22 protein-coding genes are annotated in these 21855 nt (G+C 75.4%); 11 read left to right on the top strand and 11 right to left on the bottom strand.

Features of this window, described 5'->3' with window-relative positions:
- Positions 1–49 precede the first annotated feature (49 nt).
- The 4 genes from ACN27A_RS27560 to ACN27A_RS27545 are packed head-to-tail and all read left to right on the top strand — an operon-like array spanning position 50 to position 3068.
- A complete protein-coding gene (locus ACN27A_RS27560) occupies positions 50–946 on the top strand; it encodes an ABC transporter ATP-binding protein (protein WP_421457455.1) in 897 nt (298 codons plus the stop codon).
- On the top strand, positions 943–1740 hold the full coding sequence (locus ACN27A_RS27555; RefSeq protein WP_421457453.1) for an ABC transporter permease: 798 nt from the start codon (positions 943–945) through the stop codon (positions 1738–1740). Before ACN27A_RS27560 ends, ACN27A_RS27555 begins: the two co-directional genes overlap by 4 nt.
- Before the next feature lie 2 nt (positions 1741–1742).
- On the top strand, positions 1743–2486 hold the full coding sequence (locus ACN27A_RS27550; protein ID WP_421457452.1) for a YqeB family protein: 744 nt from the start codon (positions 1743–1745) through the stop codon (positions 2484–2486).
- A gap of 39 nt (positions 2487–2525) precedes the next feature.
- Complete coding sequence (locus ACN27A_RS27545; RefSeq protein ID WP_421457451.1) at positions 2526–3068, top strand: SOUL family heme-binding protein; 543 nt, start codon at positions 2526–2528, stop codon at positions 3066–3068.
- Positions 3069–3349: 281 nt separating this feature from the next.
- Here ACN27A_RS27545 and ACN27A_RS27540 read toward each other — a convergent pair whose 3' ends face one another.
- Together ACN27A_RS27540 and ACN27A_RS27535 are read right to left on the bottom strand one after the other, a co-directional pair.
- Positions 3350–3736, bottom strand: a complete 387-nt coding sequence (locus ACN27A_RS27540; protein ID WP_421457450.1) for a hypothetical protein — start codon at positions 3734–3736, stop codon at positions 3350–3352.
- 23 nt (positions 3737–3759) lie between these two features.
- Positions 3760–4272 (bottom strand): ArsR/SmtB family transcription factor, encoded by a 513-nt coding sequence (locus tag ACN27A_RS27535; RefSeq protein WP_421457449.1) that lies wholly within the window; start codon positions 4270–4272, stop codon positions 3760–3762.
- 106 nt (positions 4273–4378) lie between these two features.
- Here ACN27A_RS27535 and ACN27A_RS27530 point away from each other — a divergent pair, with 106 nt between their 5' ends.
- Both ACN27A_RS27530 and ACN27A_RS27525 read left to right on the top strand, forming a co-directional pair.
- Positions 4379–5311, top strand: coding sequence for a ParA family protein (locus tag ACN27A_RS27530; RefSeq protein WP_421457447.1), 933 nt, complete (start codon positions 4379–4381; stop codon positions 5309–5311).
- The gene (locus tag ACN27A_RS27525) at positions 5308–5880 is read left to right on the top strand and encodes a hypothetical protein (protein ID WP_421457446.1); all 573 of its coding nucleotides are present in this window, start codon (positions 5308–5310) and stop codon (positions 5878–5880) included. The genes ACN27A_RS27530 and ACN27A_RS27525 overlap by 4 nt, the downstream gene beginning before the upstream one ends.
- Before the next feature lie 157 nt (positions 5881–6037).
- On the opposite strand, the gene ACN27A_RS27520 is transcribed toward ACN27A_RS27525, so the two are convergent.
- A complete protein-coding gene (locus ACN27A_RS27520; RefSeq protein ID WP_421457444.1) occupies positions 6038–8101 on the bottom strand; it encodes an endo-1,4-beta-xylanase in 2064 nt (687 codons plus the stop codon).
- A 292-nt stretch (positions 8102–8393) separates the two neighbouring features.
- Between ACN27A_RS27520 and ACN27A_RS27515 the strand changes: the two genes are divergently transcribed.
- A complete protein-coding gene (locus tag ACN27A_RS27515) occupies positions 8394–8933 on the top strand; it encodes a DUF1697 domain-containing protein (RefSeq protein ID WP_421457443.1) in 540 nt (179 codons plus the stop codon).
- 85 nt (positions 8934–9018) lie between these two features.
- On the opposite strand, the gene ACN27A_RS27510 is transcribed toward ACN27A_RS27515, so the two are convergent.
- Both ACN27A_RS27510 and ACN27A_RS27505 read right to left on the bottom strand, forming a co-directional pair.
- Positions 9019–9996 (bottom strand): MBL fold metallo-hydrolase, encoded by a 978-nt coding sequence (locus tag ACN27A_RS27510; RefSeq protein ID WP_421457442.1) that lies wholly within the window; start codon positions 9994–9996, stop codon positions 9019–9021.
- Positions 9997–10150: 154 nt separating this feature from the next.
- Positions 10151–11065: a serine hydrolase gene (locus ACN27A_RS27505; RefSeq protein WP_421457440.1), complete on the bottom strand. Its 915-nt coding sequence runs from the start codon at positions 11063–11065 to the stop codon at positions 10151–10153.
- A gap of 262 nt (positions 11066–11327) precedes the next feature.
- Here ACN27A_RS27505 and ACN27A_RS27500 point away from each other — a divergent pair, with 262 nt between their 5' ends.
- The 4 genes from ACN27A_RS27500 to ACN27A_RS27485 all read left to right on the top strand — a co-directional run bounded on the left by ACN27A_RS27500 (position 11328) and on the right by ACN27A_RS27485 (position 14952).
- Positions 11328–12284, top strand: coding sequence for a LysR family transcriptional regulator (locus ACN27A_RS27500; protein ID WP_421457439.1), 957 nt, complete (start codon positions 11328–11330; stop codon positions 12282–12284).
- Positions 12285–12509: 225 nt separating this feature from the next.
- On the top strand, positions 12510–13064 hold the full coding sequence (locus ACN27A_RS27495; protein WP_421457438.1) for an NADPH-dependent FMN reductase: 555 nt from the start codon (positions 12510–12512) through the stop codon (positions 13062–13064).
- Positions 13065–13093: 29 nt separating this feature from the next.
- Positions 13094–14104: an ATP-binding cassette domain-containing protein gene (locus ACN27A_RS27490; protein ID WP_357576536.1), complete on the top strand. Its 1011-nt coding sequence runs from the start codon at positions 13094–13096 to the stop codon at positions 14102–14104.
- A complete protein-coding gene (locus ACN27A_RS27485; RefSeq protein WP_421457437.1) occupies positions 14101–14952 on the top strand; it encodes an ABC transporter permease in 852 nt (283 codons plus the stop codon). Before ACN27A_RS27490 ends, ACN27A_RS27485 begins: the two co-directional genes overlap by 4 nt.
- 60 nt (positions 14953–15012) lie before the next feature.
- Here ACN27A_RS27485 and ACN27A_RS27480 read toward each other — a convergent pair whose 3' ends face one another.
- The 6 genes from ACN27A_RS27480 to ACN27A_RS27455 form a co-directional block, all read right to left on the bottom strand.
- On the bottom strand, positions 15013–16323 hold the full coding sequence (locus tag ACN27A_RS27480; RefSeq protein WP_421457436.1) for a hypothetical protein: 1311 nt from the start codon (positions 16321–16323) through the stop codon (positions 15013–15015).
- On the bottom strand, positions 16320–16844 hold the full coding sequence (locus ACN27A_RS27475) for a SigE family RNA polymerase sigma factor (RefSeq protein WP_421457435.1): 525 nt from the start codon (positions 16842–16844) through the stop codon (positions 16320–16322). The genes ACN27A_RS27480 and ACN27A_RS27475 overlap by 4 nt, the downstream gene beginning before the upstream one ends.
- 94 nt (positions 16845–16938) lie before the next feature.
- Positions 16939–20358 carry an ATP-binding protein gene (locus tag ACN27A_RS27470; RefSeq protein WP_421457434.1) on the bottom strand — a complete coding sequence of 1140 codons (3420 nt, stop codon included), beginning with the start codon at positions 20356–20358 and terminating at the stop codon, positions 16939–16941.
- A 130-nt stretch (positions 20359–20488) separates the two neighbouring features.
- Positions 20489–20890, bottom strand: coding sequence for a hypothetical protein (locus ACN27A_RS27465; RefSeq protein WP_421457433.1), 402 nt, complete (start codon positions 20888–20890; stop codon positions 20489–20491).
- Positions 20887–21147, bottom strand: coding sequence for a hypothetical protein (locus tag ACN27A_RS27460; protein WP_132233740.1), 261 nt, complete (start codon positions 21145–21147; stop codon positions 20887–20889). Before ACN27A_RS27460 ends, ACN27A_RS27465 begins: the two co-directional genes overlap by 4 nt.
- Before the next feature lie 16 nt (positions 21148–21163).
- Entirely contained in the window at positions 21164–21850 is a 687-nt protein-coding gene (locus ACN27A_RS27455; protein ID WP_421457432.1) for a hypothetical protein, read from the bottom strand.
- Positions 21851–21855: the final 5 nt, after the last annotated feature.

The following is a 21855-nucleotide window of genomic DNA, read 5'->3' as shown; positions in this document are numbered from 1 at the left end:
GACCGTCGGCCGCAGCGCGTGACCGGGTGGCTCCGGCAGCGTGGCCGGCATGATCAGCGTGGAACACCTCACCAAACGGTACGGGCGGCACACCGCCGTCGACGACGTGTCGTTCCGTTGTGAGCCGGGCACCGTCACCGGCTTCCTGGGACCGAACGGCGCCGGCAAGTCCACCACCATGCGGATGATCTGCGGCCTCACCCCGCCCAGCGGCGGCGGCGCGACGGTCGGCGGCCGGCCGTACCGGGAACTGCCCAACCCCGGGCGGGAGGTGGGCGTGCTGCTGGACGCCTCGGCCCAGCACGCCGGGCGCACCGGGCGGGAGGCGCTGACCGTGGCCGCGGCGACCATGGGCGTGGACCGCCGGCAGGTCGCCACCAAGCTCGACCTGGTCGGGCTGAACGAGGTCGCGGCGAAGCGCCGCCTCCGGGCGTACTCGTTGGGGATGCGGCAGCGGCTCGGCCTCGCGCACGCGCTGCTGGGCGACCCCCGGGTGCTGATCCTCGACGAGCCGGCCAACGGCCTCGACCCGGAGGGGATCTTCTGGATGCGCGGCCTGCTGCGCGACTTCGCCGACCGGGGCGGCACCGTGCTGCTCTCCTCCCACCTGCTGCGCGAGGTGGAGGCGGTCGCGGACCGGTTGGTGGTCATCGGGGGCGGCCGGATCGTGGCCCAGGGCGACAAGGCCGAGCTGCTGGCCGGCGGCGGGACGCTGGTGCGGGCCCGCGACGCCGGGGCGCTGCGCGGCGCGTTGGAGCGGGCCGGGCTGGCGGCCACCGAGGGCGCCGAGGGGCTGCTGGTCCACGCCGACGCCGAGGCGGTCGGGCAGGCCGCCGCCGACGCCGGCGTCGCCCTCACCGAACTGCGGTCGGCCGGCAGCGGCGGCCTGGAACAGCTCTTCCTCACCCTGACCGCCGGCGCGTCGACCCAGGAGGCCGTCCGATGACCACCGCCACCACCGCCAGCCCGCCCGCCACCGCCGCGCCCCAGCGCCACTCCGGCGTACGCCGGCCGTCGCTGCTCCGGCTCACCGGCGTGGAGCTGCGCAAGCTCGTCGACACCCGGGCCGGGCTCTGGCTGCTGATCACCATCGGGCTGCTCGCCGCCGCCCTCGTGGTGGTCCAGTTGATCTGGTCGGACGACGCCGCGCAGACCTTCCCCAACTTCTTCCTCCCCTCGATGCTGCCGATCGGCCTGCTGCTGCCCGTGCTGGGCATCCTGTCGATCACCGGGGAGTGGTCCCAGCGCACGGCGCTCACCACGTTCGCCCTGGTGCCCCGGCGGGGCCGGGTGATCGTCGCGAAGCTGGTCGCGATGGTGCTGGCGGCCCTGGCCTCGGTGCTGGTGAGCCTCGGCGTGGCCGCCGCCGGCACGCTGGTCGCCGGGGCCACCGGGGGCGCCGGCACCTGGCGCCTGGAGTGGGCCCTGGTGCTGCACGCCGTGGTGCTCCAGGTGGCAAACGTGCTGATGGGGGCCGGCTTCGGCCTGCTGCTGCTGAACACCCCGCTGGCGATCGTCGGCTACCTGCTGCTGCCGACCGCCTGGTCGATCCTCGGCGAGATGATCCGACCGCTGCGCGGCCCGGCGGGCTGGCTGGACACGGGCCGGACCATGGAGCCGCTGCTCACGCCCGACGTGACCGCCGGGCAGTGGGGACGCCTCGCCGTGTCGCTGCTGGTCTGGCTGGCCGTGCCACTGGTCGCGGGGCTGGTCCGCACGCTGCGGCGCGAGGTGTCCTGACGGTGGACGGCTACGGTGCGCCCACCGCCGTCGACGGCGGCGCGGCGGAACTGGCGATCCTCTGGGGCGGGTTCCCGGCACTCGGCGCGGGCGCCGGATGGCTGCTCGTCGCCGGCGCGGAGTGGGTCGCCGGGCTGTCCTGGGCTCCCGCGCAGGACCTGTTCGAGCTGGTCGCCCGGCTGCCGGACCCGCAGGCCGGCATCGGCGGGCTGGCCGTCGGCACGCTGGGCGGCCTGCTGGTCGCCGCCGTCGGCACCGCCGAACGGCTCGCCGTCACCGTCGACGCCGAACGGGTCCGGCTGCGCCGCGACCGCACGGACCGGCAGATCGGGCGGCGACCGGTGCGCGCCGTCTTCGTCGACGGCAAGGAACTGGTGCTGCTCGGCGCGGACGACGAGGAACTGGTCCGGGAGCGGTCGGACCTGGCCGTCGACCGGCTGCGCGACGCCTTCCGCGCGCACGGCTGGCCGTGGGCCGACGGCGACCCGCACCGGGACGCGTACCGGCGGTGGGTGCCGGGCCTGCCGGGACTGCCGACCGGCGCGGACGCGCTGCTGCGGGCCCGGCAGCGGGCCCTCGACGCCGACCGGGGCGGCGAGGCCCGGGAGCTGCGCGGCGAACTGGGCCGCACCGGGGTGGTGCTCCGCGACGACGGCCGGCGGCAGTACTGGCGGCTGACCCGTGCCGCCCCGCGACCCCGGCCGGAGGACGCGACTTCGGCTGAGCCGGAGGTCGAGGGCCGGTAGCGTTGCTCCCGACGGGGCCCGGGGCACGGGGAGCGCGCGATGACCGAGCAGCAGCCGTACCGGGTGGTGGCCCGGCACCCCGGCTTCGAGCTGCGCCGCTACCCGGCCCACCTGGTCGCCGAGGTGCGGGCGGAGGGCGCGTTCGAGCAGGCCGCCCGGGACGCCTTCCGGCCGCTGGGCGCGTACCTGCGCGGTGCCAACCACGCGCGGCGCTCGACCGCCCGGGAGACGGGCCCGCAGACGATCGCGATGACGGCCCCGTTCGTACAGGAGGAGGGGGACCGGCCGGGCCACTGGCTGGTGTGGCTCGTGATGCCGGCGGGCCTGACCCCCGACACGCTGCCCGAGCCGGCGGACCCCCGGGTGCGCACCCGGATGGTCCCGGAACAGCTCGCCGCCGCGACGCGCTTCGCGGGCCGCTGGACGGCCCGGGCGTTCGACCGGCGGGCGACCGCGCTGGGCCGGGCGGTCACCGCGGCCGGGCTGCGCCCCACCGGCGCGGTCCGGTACGCGCGCTTCGATCCGCCGTGGAAGCCGTGGTTCCTGCGCCACAACGAGGTAGTGCTGCCGATCGCCGAGTGAGCCGGGTGCCGCGTCCCGGCACGGGGCGCTCCCGGCCGGACCGGCACCCGGGTGTAGCCGGTGAAGGTCATGAGCACCTGCGACAGCGCGTCGCGAAACGGCACCCACCACCGTCGCCCTCTCCCACCCGACCCCGAGCAGGGGAACTCCAACAGCCTCACCCGCCCCAACCCTCGGCGTCGATCATGAGGTTGGCGGCACGGACTCCGGCATTTCCCCCCGCCAACCTCATGATCACCGGCCGGGGTCAGGGCGGGTGGGATGGGGTTAGGGGGTGAGGATCACGATGGCCAGGGCCGCCAGGGCGGCGCGCCGGCCAGCGCGGGCAGCCCCCGCCAGCGGTACGCGGCCAGGACGATCCCGGCCGCCGAGAGGCCGGCGCCGACCGGCCAGGGCCAGCCGGGGATCACCGACCAGTCGCCCAGCCGGTGGCCCAGGGCGAGGTCGCGGTCGCCCAGGCCGGCGGTCCGGACCTGGCCGTTCTCCAGCACGGCGACGGCGAGGCCGCAGTGGCCCTCGGGGTCGGGCACCGCCGCGCGGACGTCGGCGGCCAACGCGGTGTCGCCGGTGCTCTGCCCGGTCAGCCGGGGTGCGCGCGGCATGATCCCGACGGCGGCGACCGCGGCGACGAGACCGACGACCAGGGTGAGGACGGTTGGCTTGCGCATGGTGATCCCTACGTCGGGGTGGGTCAGCGGCGGGCGGCGGTGAGGATGGCCAGCAGCGGCACGACCCGCTCGGCCGGGACGACGTAGTGGCCCCGGCCGGCGCTGCGCAGCCAGCCGGCGGCGGTGAGCTGGCGCAGGTGGTGGTGCAGCTGGCCGGTGGTGCCGAGGCCCTCGATTTCGGCCAGCTCGCCGGTGCCGTGCCGGCCGCCGAGGATCTCTCGCAGCAGGCGCAGCCGCACCGGGTGCGCGAGGGCGGTCAGCGCGCCGGCCAGCTCCGTCCAGTCACCGGCGAGCACGTCGTCGACCATGAGGCCGTACTGCCAGTCGTAGCGCTGGTCGTCGAGGTGGACGGTGCCGGTGTAGAGCACCGCGCCGCCGCCGTCGGCCGGAATCCGTTGCTTCAGCCCGTCGAGCGCCCAGAAGGCGTCGCCGGTCGCCCGGGGCGGCTCGGCCGAGGGTGGGTCCGCCCCGAGTCGCTCCGTCAAAGCCGCGACCTGCGCCTCCAACGCGCTCAGCCGCTCCTCGATCTCCGCCATACGTCGATATTACGAACTTGCGTAGTTACGTGTAAAGGCGGACCGCCGGAGCGGGTGCCGCGCCGGTCCGCCGGCCCGCTACCGTTCCCGGTCTGGGGAGGTGCCGGTGTACGTCGTATCGGTGATCAACTACAAGGGCGGGGTCGGCAAGACCACTGTGACCGCCAACCTCGGTGCCGAGCTGGCCAACCGCGGGATGAGGGTGCTGCTCATCGACCTCGATCCGCAGGCCAGCCTCACCTTCGGCTTCTACGACCCCGACGACTGGCGGGACCGGCTGCGCGACGGCCGGACGGTGAAGCGCTGGTACGACGGCCTGCGCGGGGACACCCCCGCGACGACCCTGGGCGAGCTGGTCGTCTCCCCCGGCCCGGCCAACGCGCGGCTCAGCGGCGCCGGCCGCCTCGACCTGATCGCGTCCCACCTCCAGCTCGTCGACATCGACCTGGCGCTGGCCCGGGCGGTGGCCGACGGCGACGAGTACGACGCCGAGCTGTTCCGGGTGCGCGGCTCCCTGGCCGAGGGGCTGCACGACGACGCGCTCGGCGGCTACGACATGGTGCTGATCGACTGCCCGCCGAACTTCAACGTGGTCACCCAGTCGGCCATCATCGCCAGCGACCATCTGCTCATCCCGGCCAAGGCCGACTACCTGTCCACGCTGGGCATCGACTACCTGCACGGCAACGTCCGGGAACTGGTCGACCAGTACAACGCCGACGCCCGCCGGTTCGCCACCACCCGCCGGCACCACAAGGTCGCCCCCGACGTGGCCGGCGTGGTGTTCACGATGATCCAGCTCATGGCGCAGCGGCCGATCGCCGCCCACCAGGGCTACATGGACCAGGTCCGGGCGCTCGGCCTGCCGGTCTTCCCCACCCCGCTGCGGGAGAACGTGACCGTGTTCGCCACGAACACCCCGCGCGGCGTGCCCGTGGTGCTCCGCGACCGGATCGCCACCCCGGCGGTCCGCGACGAGCTGCGCCGGCTCGCCACCGAGTTCCTCGACCACCTCCAGCCCGAGCGGGCCGGGGCGTGACCGACCCGAGCCGCGACGTCGCCGACCTGGTGGCCGCGCTGCTGCGGGGGCTGCCCGCCGCCGACCTCGCCGCCCTGGCCCAGGGGCGGGCCCGGCTCGCGGTGGTGCCGGTCGACCCGGCCCCACCGCCGGCCGGAACCACCCCCGCCGGGCACCCGGCCACGGCACGCGCCGACCGGCCCAGTCCCGCCGGGCACCCGGCCGCATTGTCGGCCGACCGGACCTCTCCCGCCGGGCAACCGGCTGCCGTATCCGCCGACCGCACCGCCCCCGCCGGGCACCCGGCTGCCGTATCCGCCGACCGGGGCGGGGCCGCCGCGCGCCCGTCAGCCCGGCGGGCGGCGTCCGCGCCGGACCCGGTGGCGGCCCGGGCCGCGCTGGCGTCCATGTCCCGCCGCGACGACGGTACGGCGTACCTCTCCGGCTGGACCGCCCGCGACCTGCGGATGCTCGCCGCGAGCCTGGAGTTGCGCGGCGTCGCCGGGCTGCGGAAGGCGGACCTGGTCGCCCGCATCGTCGACCGCACCATCGGCTTCCGCCTCGCCTCCGACGCCATCCGCCGGCTCTGACGCCGGACCCCGCCTTCCGCCGGCTCTGACGCCGGACCGGAGCGGACGGCGTCTCCGGCGTCCGCGGGGGCCCCGGCCCGGCTCCGCCGCGCCGTCCGGGCACCGGGCACGGCGATGGCCGGGCCTGCCCCGTCCCGGCCATCGCCCACCGTCCCCGCTAGCCGATCGTGCAGGCCAGTCCGTCGAGGGTGAAGCCGACCGGGCGGTCGTTGCTCGTGGACCAACCGGCGAGGAAGCCGAACTCGACCGTCCCGCCGGCGGGCAGGGCGGAGTTCCAGGACGTGGGGGTGACCGACACGTCCGGGCCGTCCTGCCGGACCGTGCCGTTCCAGAGCTGGCTGATCCGCTGCCCGTCCGGGAACCGCCAGCGCACCGTCCAGCCGTCGTGCGCCCGCCCGCCGGTGTTGGTGATCCTGACGCTCGCCTGGAAGCCGCCCGGCCACTGGTTGGAGACGGTGTACGTCGCCCGGCAGGCGTCCGGCCCCCCGGTCGGCGAGACCGTCGGCGAAACGGTCGGGTTGACGGTCGGCGAGACCGTCGGGCTGACGGTCGGCGAGACCGTCGGGCTGACGGTCGGCGAAACGGTCGGGCTGACCGTCGGGCTGACCGTCGGCGTCGGGGTCGGATTGATCCGGGTCGGGTCGACGATCCCCCAGTACGCCGGCTTGGCCTGGAGTTCCGTGTCGAAGAGCAGCGGCGCGTCCTTGCGGGCCACCGGGAAGGTGTCCAGCCAGGTGTCGTCGTCCGCCAGCCCCCACAGGGTCACCGAGGTCAACTCGTCGGCGTAGCGGCGGTAGAGGGCGAACAGGTCCCGGTAGCGGTACGCCTGGGTCAGCAGCCGGTCGGCCGGCGGGGTGGGGAAGGACTCGCTGCTGTTGACGTAGATGCTGACGTCCATCTCGGTGACCTGCTGCTCCACCCCGAGCGGGACGAACGCCTGGAGCATCGCCTCGGTCTCGGCGATCGACGGCCACTGGACGTTGACGTGCATCTGGTGCCCGACGCCGTCGATCGGCACCCCTTCGGCGCGCAGTTGGCTCACCAGGTCGCGCAGCTTGTCGCGCTTGGCCGGCACGTTGGTGTTGTAGTCGTTGATGTAGAGCTTGGCCGTCGGCGCGACCTCCCGGGCCACCCGGAACGCGGTCCGCAGGTAGTCCAGCCCGCTGATCTCGTGCCAGCGGCTGCGCCGCAGCCCGTCGGACTGGTTCTCGTCGATCACCTCGTTGGCGACGTCCCAGACCCCGATCGCGTCGCCGTAGCGCCCGACGACCGCGCGGATGTGCGCCTCCAGCCGGGACAGCAGCAGGGCCTTGTCGGCCGGGTCCGAGGTCAGCGGGGTGCCGTCGGTGTCGGTGAAGACCCAGGCCGGGGTCTGCTGGTGCCAGACGAGGGTGTGTCCGCGTACCGCCAGGTCGTTGTCCGTGGCGAAGCCGACCTGCGCGTCGGCGTCGGCCCACCGGAAGGTGCCCTCGGTCGGCTGGGTGGCGTCCCACTTGAGCGCGTTGCCCGGGGTCACCGTGTCGAAGTGCCGGCGCAGCAGGGTGGCCTGGTCGCCGATGATCTGCCGGTTGCCGATCGCCGCTCCGATCGGGAAGTCGGCGGCCAGCACCTCACGCAGGGCCGGGATGTCGGTCTGCACCGGCTTGGTCGGCTGGTACGCCATGGCGAAGTCGTCGATGTGCAGGTCGGCGGTGCCGCTGGCGGTCTCCACGTACGCAGACAGCCCGTCCACGTCGTGCGCGAGCACGTACGTGCCGGTGAGCCGGACCCAGGCGTCGGCGGTGACGGCGGTGTCGCCCACCACCTGGTCGTAGGCGGAGGTGCCGCCGGAGTCGCGCTGCACGCTGAGCCGGACCTGGCCGGGCGACTGGCCGGCGGCCAGCCGCACCCACACCGTCAGCGTGTAGCGGGTGCCCTTGACCATCTCGTCGAGCAGGTCCAGGGCGGGGCCCTGCCAACTCGCGGTGCGGCCGGAGGTGAGCAGGCTGCGGGTGCCGCCGTGGGCGACGGCGGTGCTGACCGCGACGGTCTCCCCGGCCCGGGGCCGGAAGCCCTGGGTGGTGCCGTCCTCGAAGGTGGCGTCGAGCACCACGACGGGGTCGGCGGCGCGGGCGGGCGGGCTGGTCAGTGGAACGGCGGCGGCCACGGCGACGGTGGCGAGGCAGGCCAGGGCCAGCAGCCCCGGCAGAAGGCGGTGACGGCGCGTCCAGGGAGCGCGCATGGCGGTGTCCTTCCGGTACGGATGGGTGCGCGCGGACCGCTGGGCGAGGCTTCTCGCTTGAGGCGGTCGCACGCCGGTCGACCGGCATGAGCCCGCATGCCGGTGTCCGTGGTCCCGCTCCGCTCGCGGCACCCGTCGCCGGGGGCCGCTGTCGAGAACCGATGGTACGGATCACGGACCCGGCACTCCAGCGCGGTGTGCTGAGCGGCGGGCCCCGCCCCGGCGACGACGTCCGCGGCCGACGTCGACCCACGCCCTAGGCTGGCCCGTACCGGCGGGTCGAGGAGGTCGTGTGGACAGGTGGGTCGCGTTGCTGCGCGGGGTCAACGTCGGCGGCGCGAAGGTCGCCATGGCCGACCTGCGCCGGCTGGTCACCGGCCTCGGCCACCAGGACGTGCAGACGTACCTGCAGAGCGGGAACGTGGTCTTCGGGAGCACGGTGCGCGACGCCGACGCGCTGGCGCGGGGCATCGAGCGGGCCATCGCCGACGAGCTGGGGCTGACGGTGCCGGTGCTGGTGCGCAGCGGCCGGGAACTGGCGGCGGTGGCCGGCGGCAACCCGTACGCCGCCCGGGAGGACGACCCCACGCGGCTGCTGGTGGTCTTCCTCGCGACCGCGCCCGACCCGGCCGCCGTGGCCGCCCTGACCGTGCCCGACGGCGAGAACCTGGCGTTCACGGTCGCCGGTCGCGAGGTCTACCTGCACTATCCCGACGGCGGCTACGGCCGGTCGAGGTTCACCAACAACCACCTGGAGAAGAAGCTCGGCCTGGTGGCGACCACCCGCAACTGGCGCTCGGTGCGGGCGCTGGCCGGGCTGTCGACGGGCTGAGCCCTCGCCGCCGGTCCCGCGTCGGCGGCCGACCGGGGCGCGACGACGGGCCGGGGGCTGCCGCCCGCGGCCCGTCGCGCGTCGCTCAGAAGTGGTACGCGGTGTGGTACTCCGGCACGATCACCCGGCTGCGCGGGGAGACCCGGCGGATGGCGGCGAGGAACGCGTCCAGCCGCTCGCGGTCCGTCGGCGCCATGGGCACGGGGTTGCGCAGCTCGGTCTCGAAGTTGTCGAAGTGCACCGGCACCACGACCTTCGGCCGGTCGAGCGCGTCGAGCAGCCGTTCCGCGTAGTCGGCGGTGACCGTGGTGCTCGGCAGCGCCAGCATGGCCACGTCGGGGGCCAGCCCGGTCAGGTTCCGCTCGGCGAAGTCGCTGGCGCCCATGAAGAAGACCGACGGGCCGCCGGGCACCCGCAGCTGGTACGCGAGGGTGTCGCCCTCGGGCAGGTCGGCGATGGTCTCCGGCTTCGCCGGCTGGCTGACCCGTACGCCGGGGAAGGCCATCGAGTACGACTTGTTGCGGCTGTGCAGGGAGCTGACCACCTCCACGGTGTACGCGCCGAAGTCCAGCACCTCCCCGCCGCGCACCGGGCTGAGCTGCCCCGACGGCAGCCCGTACGCCAGCCCGAGGTGGTAGGCGGTCAGCGTGCCGAAGACCCGGGCGCCGGTGCGGCCGGCGATGTGCGGCACGTCCATGTAGTGGTCCCAATGGGTGTGCGTGACGAGCACCGTCTCGGCCCGGTCCACCAGGGAGTCCACGACGTCGGTGCGCACCTCCAGCTTCCTGGTCTGGTCGAAGGCGCCCCTGAACAGCCCCGTGTCGATCCGGCTGAGGAAGGGGTCGACCAGGACGGTCCGGTCGCCGACGTCGATGCGCCAGGCGGACGTACCCCACCAGCGGAAGCTGACCGGGCCGCTGCGGCGGCCGGCCGGGGCGGCGGCGACCGGCGGCGCGGCGTGTGCCGGGCCGGTGAGTGCGGTGCCGGCGAGCCCGCCGGCGGTGACCAGCGCGGTGCTGGCGGCGGCGTCGCGAAGGAAGCGGCGGCGGTCGATGTCGGGCATGCGGAACTCTCCCCGTCGTGGTGCTGATCGGTCGGTGCCGAGCCAACCAGCACGACCCCCGCCAGGTCCAAGATCCATGGCCGACACGGCCGATACCCGTCGGCATATCGGGCCAGCTCAGCGGGGTCGGCGGCAGCGCCTCGCGCCCGAAAGATCAGCCGGCGCGCAGGTCCTCGACGGCGGCTCGGGCGGCCTGACCCATCGCCAGGTCCACGTCGATGCGGCGGGTGGCGAGCTGCGTGGCGCGGACGAAGACGGCGACGGCGTACCGCCCGCCGTCGGGGTACTCGGCCACGCCCGCCTCCAGGTGCAGGCCCGGCAGGGTGCCCGTCTTGCCGGTCACCCGCACGCCCGGCGGGAAGCCGGCGGCCAGCCGGGTCCAGAAGAGCTGCCGGGCCATCCAGCCCCGGACCATCGCGCACGCCTCGGGCGGGCCGGCCTCGTCGCGCCAGATCAGGCCGAGCAGCCGGGTGATCTCCCGGGCGGTGCTCGACGTGGTGTGCGCCGGGTCGAACATCCGCATCGCGCGGACCCGCTCGGGCGGCAGGGTGGGAAAGATCCGGGCGAAGTCTTCCTCCGTACGCGCGCCGACGTCGGCGAGCATCGTCTCGACCAGCTGCCGAGGGCCGCCGACGATCCGGGTACGCGGCAGCCCCAGCTCGGCGGCGAGCATCGGCAGCACGTCCGCCCCGACCCGGCGCAGCAGCAGGTCGGCGGCGGTGTTGTCGCTGACCGACATGGCGAAGTAGGCCAGGTCCCGCAGCGACACCTCGGCGTCGTCGGCGCAGCCGGCGATCCCCCATCCGCCGAGCCGGTCGTCGACGGTGACGAGGACCCGTTCCCGGGGGTCGAGCTGGCCGGCGACGACCTGCCGGGCGAACTCCAGCACCAGCAGCACCTTGAAGATCGAGGCGATCACCACCTGCTCGTCCGCCCGGACCGCCACCTCCCGCCGGTCGCCGGGCTCCCCCGTACCGGCACCGCCGCCGGCCGCGTCGAGGTCGACGACGTGCAGGCAGCCGGTGACCCCGGCCCGCTCGAAGATCTCCACGATCCGCTCCGCCACCACACTGCGCACGGTAGCCGCTGCCCCGTCCCCGCCGGCCGCCGCCAGCGCCCGACGCCCGACGCCCTACGCCGACGCCCGACGCCCGACACTCGGCGCCCGGCGCGCCCGGCACTCGGCACCAGATCTTGGTAGAAAAGTGCCCCCCGAGGGGCGCTTCGGTACCAAGATCTCGCCGCGACGCGGACGCGGACGGGGTTGCGGACGCGGGCGCGGACGTGTTCGCGGTCGCGGTTGCGGGCGGGCGCTGGCGTAGGGTCCGGCCGTGGACCTGCTCCGGCACCTGCGGCACTTCGTGGTGGTCGCCGACGAGCTGCACTTCGGGCGGGCGGCCGAGCGGCTCGGCATGGCCCAGCCGCCGCTGAGCCAGTCGGTGCAGCGCCTGGAGCGGGAGCTGGCGGTCGAGCTGTTCGACCGGTCCCGGCGGCAGGTGCGGCTGACCACCGCCGGCCAGTTGCTCCTCGGCGAGGCCGAGGAACTGCTGGCCGGGGAGGGCCGGCTGCGCAACCTGATGCGGCAGGTGCGCGACGGGGTGTCGGGGGTGCTCCGGGCGGGGGTGCCGCCGGAGACACCCGCCGTGACCCTGCGCGAGCTGCTCGACCGGCTGGCCGAGCGCGCCCCCGGGCTCGACGTGGACCTGCACGAGCTGACCAGCGGCGAGCAGGAGCGGATGCTCAGCGAGGGACGGCTGGACGTCGGCCTGCTGCACCATCCCGTCACCGACGACGGGCTGCGCCTCGGCGCCGCCGTCGACGTACCGCTGGGGGTGCTGTTGCCGCGCGCCTCGGCGCTGGCCCGGGGACGGCAGGTCGAGCTGGCGGCGCTGGCCGGACTGGACCTGGTGACCGCGCCCCGGGCCACCGCGCCCGGCTGGCACGACCACCTGCTGGAGGTCTGCCGCCGGCACGGGTTCACGCCGGGGCGGGTCCGCCCGGCGCGGAACCCGGAGTTCCTCTTCGGGCTGGTGCTGGCGGGCGGCGGGGTCGCCGTCGAGCCGGCGGCGACGGCGCGCCGGGAGCCCCGGATCGCCTGGCGGCCGGTCGCCGGGTCGCCGCTGGTCCGGCGCACCTCGGCGGCCTGGCCGCGCCGGGCCGCGCACCCGGCCGCGCCGATGTTCGGGCAGCTCGCGGCGGAGGTGCTGGCCGACGGGTCGGAGCCTCCGGCGCCGCCGCCCGGGCCGGCGCCCCGCCCCTGGCCGGTGCTCTTCGACGAGCCGGCCTGACCACCGGTGGGAAGGCCCCGGATCAGGGGTACGCCACTGGTCGGCACCCCCGGCGTGGAGACGCTTGCGCGCACCGGCGCGCCCGGTCACCGCGCCGGCCCTCCCCTTCCCAGGCATCCGTGGCAGCACCCGCCGCCGGCATCGCGCCCCGCCAGTTCCGATCTGGCGGGGCGCTGGCCGCCGTCTCGCGCCCGACGGGTGGAACCGGAGCCGGGAGGGGGAGCCATGACGCCACTGCGCCTCGCCGTGATCATCGGCAGCACCCGGGAGGGGCGGGCGGGCGACCGGATCGGCCGCTGGTTCGTCGACCGGGCGCGGCGGCGCGACGAGTTGGCGGTGACGGTCGTCGACCTCGCCGACCACGACCTCCCCGCGAGCTGCCCGGCTGAGCCGACTCCCGCGATCGGGTCGTTCGTCGCGCAGGTCGCGCGGGCGGAGGCGTTCGTCGTGGTCACCCCCGAGTACAACCACAGCTTCCCGGGCTCGTTGAAACAGGCGATCGACCACGCGTACGACGAGTGGCAGGCCAAACCGGTCGGCTTCGTGTCGTACGGGTGCGGTTCCATCGGCCTGCACGCGGTCGAGCAGCTCCGCACGGTCTTCACCGCACTGCACGCGGTCACGATGCGCGACGTCGTCGGTGTCGACCTGCTCGACGGAGCGCCGTCACCCCCGACGGCCGACCGCTGCGAGCGGGCTGCCGACGTCCTGCTCGACCAGCTCCACTGGTGGGGCCTGGCCCTGCGCGAGGGCCGCGCGGCGCGCCCGTACGTCTCCTGAACGTGTGACACATGAGGAAGGTAGGGAGCATGACACGCACCACCGGCCTGGCCATCGAGGCCGAGGGCCTGACCCGATCGTTCGGGGACACCCGGGCGCTCGCCGGCATGGATCTCCAGGTCCCCGCCGGCACCGTCTACGGGCTGCTCGGCCCGAACGGCGCCGGCAAGACCACTGCGGTACGGGTGCTGGCGACGCTGCTGCGCCCCGACGGCGGACGGGCCCGCGTCTTCGGGCACGACGTCGTCACCGAGGCCAACACCGTGCGCGCCCGGATGAGCCTGACCGGCCAGTACGCCTCCGTGGACGAGGACCTGACGGGGCTGGAGAACCTGATGCTCCTCGCCCGCCTGCTCGGGCACCGCAAGCCGGCCGCCCGGGAACGGGCGGAGGGCATGCTCGCCGCGTTCGGCCTGACCGACGCGGCCGACCGGCAGGTCAAGAAGTACTCGGGCGGCATGCGGCGGCGCATCGACATCGCGGCGAGCATCCTCAACACCCCCGACCTGCTGTTCCTCGACGAGCCGACGACGGGGCTGGACCCGCGCAGCCGCAACCAGGTGTGGGAGATCGTCCGGGCCGTCGTGGCACACGGCACGACGGTGCTGCTGACCACGCAGTACCTGGACGAGGCCGACCAGCTCGCCGGCCGCATCGCGGTGGTGGACCACGGCCGGGTGATCGCGGAGGGCACCCCGGGCGAGCTGAAGTCCTCGGTCGGCTCCGGCACCGTCCACCTGCGGCTGCGCGACCCCGGGCGGCGGCCGGAGGCGGAGAAGCTGCTCCAGGCGGCCCTCGGCGTGCCGGTGCAGCTCGCACCCGATCCGGTCGCGCTGACCGCGCGGGTCGGCGGCGACGGCAGCGACCTCGACGCCAGCGAGCAGGCGGCCCGCGCGCTCGGGGACCTGGCCCGCGCCGGCATCGTCGTCGACGACTTCTCCCTCGGTCAGCCGAGCCTGGACGAGGTCTTCCTGGCCCTGACCGACCACCCCGCCGTCGCGGCCGACGAGCGGGACGACCAGCTGGAGGCAGCCCGATGACAAACGCCACCACGACCGGGCGGGCCCCGTCCGTCTACGTGCCCTCGACGGAGGCGCTCGCCACCGTCCTCGCGCCCGGTGCGCGACCGCCCAGGCCCGGCGCGCTGTCGGCGTCGCTGACGTTCGGCTGGCGCGCGCTGCTGAAGATCAAGCACGTGCCGGAGCAGCTCTTCGACGTGACGGCGTTCCCGATCATCATGGTGCTGATGTTCACGTACCTGTTCGGTGGCGCCCTCGCCGACAGCCCGCGCGACTACCTCCAGTTCTTCCTGCCCGGGATCATGGTGACGAGCGTCGTGATGATCACCATGTACACCGGCGTCGGGCTGAACACCGACATCGAGAAGGGCGTCTTCGACCGGTTCCGGACGCTGTCGGTCTGGCGGCCCGCCCCGCTGGTCGGCATGATCTTCGGCGACGTGCTGCGGTACGTGCTGGCGGCCGTGGTCATCCTCGGCGTCGGGCTGGTGCTCGGGTTCCGGCCCGACGGCGGACTGACCGGCGTGCTGGCCGGGATCGGTCTGTTGGTGGCCTTCTCGTTCGCGTTCTCCTGGGTCTGGACGTTCTTCGGTCTCGTCCTGCGCAGCGAGAAGTCCGTGATGGGCGCGAGCATGATGGTGCTGTTCCCGCTGACCTTCCTCAGCAACGTGTTCGTCGAGCCCGCGACGATGCCCGGCTGGCTCCAGGCGTTCGTCAAGGTCAACCCGATCACGCAGCTGGTGGCCTCGGTACGCGCCGTCATGTCGGGAACCTCGGACGCGTCGGCGATCATGTGGACGCTGCTGTGGACCGCCGGCTTCCTGGTGGTCTTCGGCACGCTGACGATGTACCGCTACAACCGCCGCTGATCCTGCCGACGACGGGCACCGCCACGCAGGTGGTGGTGCCCGTCGCCGTACCGTGGCCGGCTAGGAGTCGACCCGGACGGTGCTGGCCGTGCCGCCGGCAGCGGTGACGCGGACCTCGGTGGCGTCGGCGGGTAGCAGCGCCGCGCCGCGCCCGGCGTCGTGCCACTCCCCCGCGCCGACCCGGTAGCTCAGCGCCGCGCCCTCGGCGACGACGAGGACACCCTGCCCGTCGGGCAGCCGCAGCCGCACCGGCAGTGGCGCGTTCCAGTCGATGAATCCGCTGGCCACCGGTTGCAGGGGCGCGCCGGCGTGGGCGAGCAGGGCGATCGCGCGGGTGGGATCGTCGTCGTACTGGATGGTCAGCAGCAGCAGCTGCCGTCCGTCGGGGGCCGCCCCGTAGACGGTCAGGCTGGGAGAGCCCCCAGCCCGGTGGGCGCCGCCGAGATCGACATAGGCGGCCAGCGCGTCCGTCGCGAAGACGTCCCTGCCGACCTGCGCGGCGGGGGCGTCACCCCACACCCGGTCCGCGCCGGGCAGCGTGTAGGTGACCGACCGCGGCTGCGGACTGGCCTGCCGGTCGGCGAAGAGGATGTCGTTCGCGTTGGCGATGTGGACGGCGGTCGTCGCGCTGACCGGCTTCCTGGCCAGGGCGACGGTCACCCTGTCGCGCTGCGGCGGCACCGACAGCACAGCGGCCCCGTCCCGGAACTCCACCGGCTGGAAGGTGCGCTCGATCCGGCCGTCGGCCGCGTACTGGAACGTCGGCGAGAACTCCACCGGCTTCCCTGCGTCGAGCACGACCAGCACGTCGCGTCCCGGCCCGAGCAGCGCTGCCTGCCAGCTGCCGTAGCTGCCGGCATCGGTCACGGTCTCCCGCGTCATGACCCGCGGCCCGTCGGCGGTGGGCTCGACGAACGCGGCATAGCCGATCATCCGCTCGCCGGCCGGCTCCCACACTTCGGAGGTGGCGGTGGCCCGCTGCGCGACGTAGGCGGCGGGCCCGGCCGGCGTGTTCCCCGCCCAGACCACGTGCGGATCGCCTTCGACAGCGGTGCCGGCGTCCCCCGCCCCGTCCCGCCACGCCTGCCGGACCTGCCGCAGATACCTGCCGTCGCCGGCCAGATCGCCGCGGGTGGGTTCGTCGAACAGCGGCGAGGCGACCTCCGCCACGGCCCCGCCGTCCGCGAGGTGGAGCGCACCGCCGACGGGCACCGCCACCACGACCGCGCACACGGCGGCCAGGACGGCGCGACGTCGCCGCAACCGGCGACGCCCACCCCGTCGTACGTCGTCGAGCAGGGTCGGCGGGCCGACGAGGTCATCGGTCACCCGATGCAGGACGCCCCGCACGTCACGCTCTTGGATGGTCATCGCGCACTCCCGGTGTGGGTCGGGGCGGACAGGACGAGGCTCGACCCGGCCAGCGCCACCCGGAGGTGGGCGAGGCCCCGGGAGGCGTGGCTCTTCACGGTGCCCTCGGAGCAGCGCAGCGCCCCGGCGACCTCGGCGACCGACAGGTCCTCCAGGTAGCGCAGCACGACGGCGGCGCGCTGCCGGGGCGGCAGGGTACGCAGCGCCGCGACGACCGCCTGGCGCAGCGCGATGTCGTCAGCGTGGTCCCGGGCGACCCCGTCGTTGTCGCCCAACGCCTGCTCCGGCCGCCGGGACCGCCACCGCCACCGGTTGATCGACCGGTTCACCAGGGCCCGCCGGGCGTACGCCTCCGGGGAGGTGCGCAGCCGGCGCCACCGCACGTACATCTGCTCCAGCACCTCCTGGAGCAGGTCCTCGGCCGTGTGCCGGTCGCCGGTCAGCAGATAGGCCACCCGCAACAGCGCCACCGACCGGGTACGGACGAAGTCGTCGAACTCCGTGGCATGCGCCTCTCGCATCTGGCCCCTCCCGGGTCTCTCAGTCAGCAAGACACCGTGGAGGGCTGCCGGGTTTACCGGCCCTCGCCGACGACGAGCGACCGGTGCCCGGGGGCTAGAGGCGCCAGGGCAGTGGCTCGGGCGGGAGGTAGCGGCAGGTGCTACCCGTGGAGACGGTGTCGCGCAGGTGGGCGGCGAGGCCCGGGTGGCGCTGGTCGAGCTTGCGCAGCGCGTCCCGGATGCGGGCGGTGACCGTCTTGCGGGCCCGCTCGGCCTCGTCACCCAGGCGTCGGCTGCGGCCGGCCAGCCCGGCGGCGGCACGCAGCTCGGCGAGCAGGGCGCCGCGCTCGGCGTCGAGGTCGGCCAACCTCCGCTCGTCGCCGCGTTCGGCGGCACGGTCGATCTCGTCGTCGAGCCGTTCCAGGTGCCGCCGGTAGCGGGCCTTCGCCTCGTCGTCGAGGACCGGGTCGCCGCCCATCCGGCGGGCCGCGACGAGTGCCGGCCCGGCGGCCGGGTCGAGCAACTCGACCGCCGGGACGTCGACGCCCGGCCGGCTGAGCAGCACGTGCAGGTCGCGTAGCCCCTTCGCGTCGGGCAGGTGCACCACCACGCCGGCGTAGGCGAGCTGCCAGACCGGCCCGTCGCGGCGGAACCCGTACGCCTGGTCCGCCTGCCGCCCCACGGCGGACGGGTCCGGCCCGGCGGCGACCGCCGGCGCGCCGGGCGCCCCGGTCCCCACCGTCGGCGCGCCGGGCGGCCCGGCGGTGACGGCCCGCACCGGAGCTGGGCCGGCGTCCGGTGCGACGGTCGACGCCGGGCGCGGACCGGCGACCGCGGCGACGACCCCCGGCCGGCCGGCGGGCGACGCCTCGGCCTCCGTCGACGGCGCCCCGGCCAGGCGGCGGGCCGTCGAGTGCATGCCGAGGTCGTCGGCGTCGCGGACGGTGGTGGCGCGCAGCGCGGCGGCGGCCGCCGCGTCGCCGGGACGGTCCCGCCCGGTCAGCGCGTCGGCCAGCGCGGCGCGGGCGACGACCGACCACGGGCGGGCGCCCAGCCGGTCGGCGGAGTCGCGGGCGGCGCAGAAGCCCGTCACCGCGTCGTCCCAGCGTTCCTGCGCGGCGTCGACGAGGGCCAGCCAGTAATCGACGGGGCCGCTGAGGTCGCAGCCGAACAACGCCGACATCCACTGCCCGCGGTGCGGTCGCAGCGCGTCGCGGGCCTCGGCGCAGCGCCGGGGGTCGCGACTGACGGCGGCGACCCCGGCGCGCAGCCGCAGCCACAGCGGCGACACCGATCCCGGGTACGTCGTGCCGGCGGCCTCGATGCCGGCGACCACCCGTTGGGCCGCCTCGACGTCGCCGCGCTCGGCCGCGGTGATGCCCCGGACGAGTTCCGGATGGGGGTAGCCGGTCGAGGGCAGCTCGTCGAGCAGGGCGTCGACCTCGTCGGCCCGGCCCTGCAGGTGCAGCCGCGACCAGCGCAGGTGGTGACCCATGAAGGCGAAGTCGGAGTGCTCCCACTCGCTGAGGGCGGTCAGCTCGCCGACCAGTTCGTCGGAGCGGGCGAAGTCGCCACGGAAGGCCGCGACGATGGCGTCGTCCATCGTGGCGGCCGCCCGGTACCGGGCGTCGCCCTGGCGGGCGCCGGTGACGAAGGTGGCGAGTTCGTCCTGGTAGCGGGGGTCGCCCAGCTCCAGCAGGGCGACCCAGCGCAGCGCGGTCGCCCAGAGCGCCGTCTCCCGGTCGCCACCGCGGCGCGCCACGTCCCGGATCTCGGCGGTGATCGCGGCCCGGTCGCGGGCCGAGCCCAGCCCCCAGGTGGTGTCGTGGCGGGCCCACAGGCTGAAGGTGAGCGCCTCGTCGTCGTGCCCCCGCCGGGCCAGGGACTCCGTGGCGGCGATCAGGTCGGCGACCATCGTGCCGACCGGGACGGCGCCCGCGGACCCGCCGATCAACCGCCGGTACGCCTCCCGCAGCACGCCCTCCGGATCGGCGAGCCGCCCGGGGCCGTCGGCGTGGCGGCGGTGGACGACGAGGGCGACCCGGGCCAGCACCACCGGATCGTCGGCCGCCACGGCCAGCGTGGTGGCCTCGGCGAGCAGCCGCCGGGCCTCGTCGCCCGCGCCCGAGTGGTGCAGCAGCTCGCCCAGCTCGATCATGATCTTCACGCGTCGGGCCGGGTCGTCGGCGACGTCGAGCGCCCGGCGGAAGTGGACCACCGACTCGTCGATGGCCAGCCGGCCGGTCGCGGCGCGGGCCGCGGCGACCAGCAGCTCGGCGGCGCGGGACGGGTCGAGGTGGGCGCCGGCGAGGTGGGCGTGCCGGGCCAGGTCGGCCGGGATCAGCCGCTCGGCGAGCGCCGGCGCGCCGTCGACGGCCCGGACGACCGCCGCGTGCCGAAAGCGCCGGTCGTCGTCGGGCAGCGCGTCGTAGAGCGTCTCCCGCACGAGGTCGTGAACGAAGGCGAACCGGCCGCCGCCACGGGACACCACGAGCCGGGCGGTCACCGCCCGGTCGAGCAGCCGGTCGGCCTGCGCCGCCGGCAGGCCCGCGCAGGCGGCGAGGACCGGCCGGTGGAACTCCCGGCCGAGCACGGCGGCGGCGGTGAGCGCCTCGACGACCGCCGCCGGCAACTGGGCGAGGCGGCCTCGCACCGCCTCGCGTACGCCCGGGGGGATCGTGCCGATCCGGCCGTCGGCACGCCAGATCCGGGCGGTCTGCTCCACGAAGAACGGGTTGCCGCCGGTGCGCCGGTGCACCTCGTCGAGGAGGTCGGCGTCGGGTGCCCGGCCGGCCGCCCGGGTCATCAGCGCGGCCACCTCGTCGCGGGACAGGCCGGTGAGGGTGAGCGTGGTCGCCTTCGCCACCAGCGGCATCAGCAGCCCGCGCAGCGGGTGCTCGGGTGACTCGACCTCGGCGTCGCGGTAGGTGCCGATGAGCAGCAGCCGTTCGAACCAGGTGTGCTGGGCGGCGAAGCGCAGCAGCCGCATCGAGGCGGGGTCGGCCCAGTGCAGGTCGTCGAGCACGACCACGACCGGCCGGCGCTGGGACACCGCGACCAGCGCGGTGGTCACCGCGTCGTGCAGCGCGAACTCCTCCTGGTCGACGCGGTCGTCACCGCTCCGACCGCCGGCCGCCTCGCCGGCCGCGCCGTCGACCGCCCCGGCGTCGCCGTCCGCCGGCTCCCCCGTGGTGCCGCCGGCCGCCTCGCCGAGCAGCGCCGCCAGGGCCGGCTCGGCCGACTCCCGGGCCAACGCCCAGTCGTCGGTCGAGCGGCGCAGGCCGCGCAGCACCTGCACCCAGGGCCAGTAGCCGGGGGCGCTGTCGGAATCCCAGCAGGCCGCCCCGAGCACCAGCGCGCCTCGGCGGCGGGCCTCGCCGGCCGCCGCCGTGACCAGCGTCGTCTTGCCGATGCCGGGCTCCCCGGCGACGAGGACCAGGCCGCCGTGACTGGTGGTCACCCGGTCGATCTCGGCGCGCAGCAGACCCGCGGGATGCTCCCGCCCGATGACGTCCCCGTCGTGCCGCGGATCCATGACGCCCAGACCGTAGCGGAACGGTGGGACATCGCGAGCCCTTTACGCGCGGCGACGCCGCCGCCCGCCCGTGTGCGCGGGTCCGCCCCGGCGGGCGGACCCGCGCACGAGCAGGCGGGCGGTCGGGTGTTCAGCGGGCGTCGGTGACCACGTGGGAGCAGGCGGCGCAGGCGGCCCGGCCCTGCTCCGCGTACCACCGACAGGTCCGGCGGATCGCGCAGCGCGGCAGGTCGTCCTCCACCGGACCGGCGACCTCCTGGAAGGACGCCGCCACCCGTTCGCCGAGGCCGCAGTGCGCTCCGGTCCAGAAGCCGCACTTCGACGTGACGCACGGGCCGGCCAGCCGGTACCGGGACTCGACCGGGGTGTCCGTGCCGGCCTGGGCGAGGGCGACCTCGGCGGGGAGCGCGGGCGTCACGTAGGCGACCCGCCCCGCCGGAGTGATCATGCCGAGGAACACCGTGGCGTTGGCCGCGGGGGTGCTCGGGCACATCCGCTCCGGCGGGTCCGGCCGGTGGGCGGTGTCCGTCACCGCTGCATCCAGAAGCCGATGTCGTTGATCTTCTGGCCCAGCTCCTCGGCGAACGGGCCGTCGATGACCCAGAGGCCGTACCACTCGGGGCGGAGCTTGATGTTGGCGTGCCCGACGGCGAGCGGGTTGGTCAGCCTCTTGCCGGCGGTGGAGAGGGCGTTGAGGCCCGCCTTCTGGATCTCGCTCGCGATCAGGCTCTGCTGTTCGACGGTCAGGTCGACGCCGTCGACGACGAAACGGAACTCGCTGCGTGCCATGTCCTACCTCCGATGGTCAGTACGAATCGGTCCGCAGCCCGCGCCGCAGACTCGCCCTGGTGAATGCCGCCCAGCCGGAGCGGGAGGTGGGGTCGCCCCCGTGCCCGGCCCGGCTCAGGTGCTCGCGCCAGTCGGTCGCGTCGGCGGCGCGCAGCCCCCACAGCTCCCGGCAGGCGGTGGCGGCGAACGCGACCTGCCCGGCCGAGCCGGTCCAGCCGGCGGGGCCGTCGGCCACCCGCAGCGCGCCACCCGCCCCGACGCGTACCGACGGGAAGTGGTGGTGCAGGCTGGCGAGGGTGGCCAGGTGGGCGGCGTCCGGGCGCCCGGCGGCGAAGGCGTCGCGCGTCTCGTCGTCCCGGGTGACCCGGATGGCGTGCAGCGTGAACGCGTCGCCGTCGCCGCCGACCTGGCCCTCGACCTCCGTCGGGGTGCTCCAGATCCGGGGCGAGTTGGCCGACCAGAAGGCCAGCCAGGCGTCGAGGCGTTCGTGGAAGTCCGCCTGGAAGCGGGCCGGTCCGCCGGCGAGCCGGGCGGTGGCGATCCGGTCCCGGGCGACGGGACGCCGGGCCGGTCCTGCCGGGGACGCTCCCCCGGCGGATGGCGCGGCGTGTGCGGCGCTGGCTCCGGCGACGGTGGCCGCCGAGGCCGCGGCGGCGCCGAGCAGGATCCGGCGCCGGGAAAGTGGGGAATGGGATTCGTTCATGGCCC

The sequence above is a fragment of the Micromonospora sp. WMMD737 genome, from assembly GCF_049179055.1.
Classification (GTDB): domain Bacteria; phylum Actinomycetota; class Actinomycetes; order Mycobacteriales; family Micromonosporaceae; genus Micromonospora; species Micromonospora reichwaldensis.
Note: the sequence above shows the minus strand (reverse complement) of the source record. Positions and strands in the feature narration are given on the sequence as shown.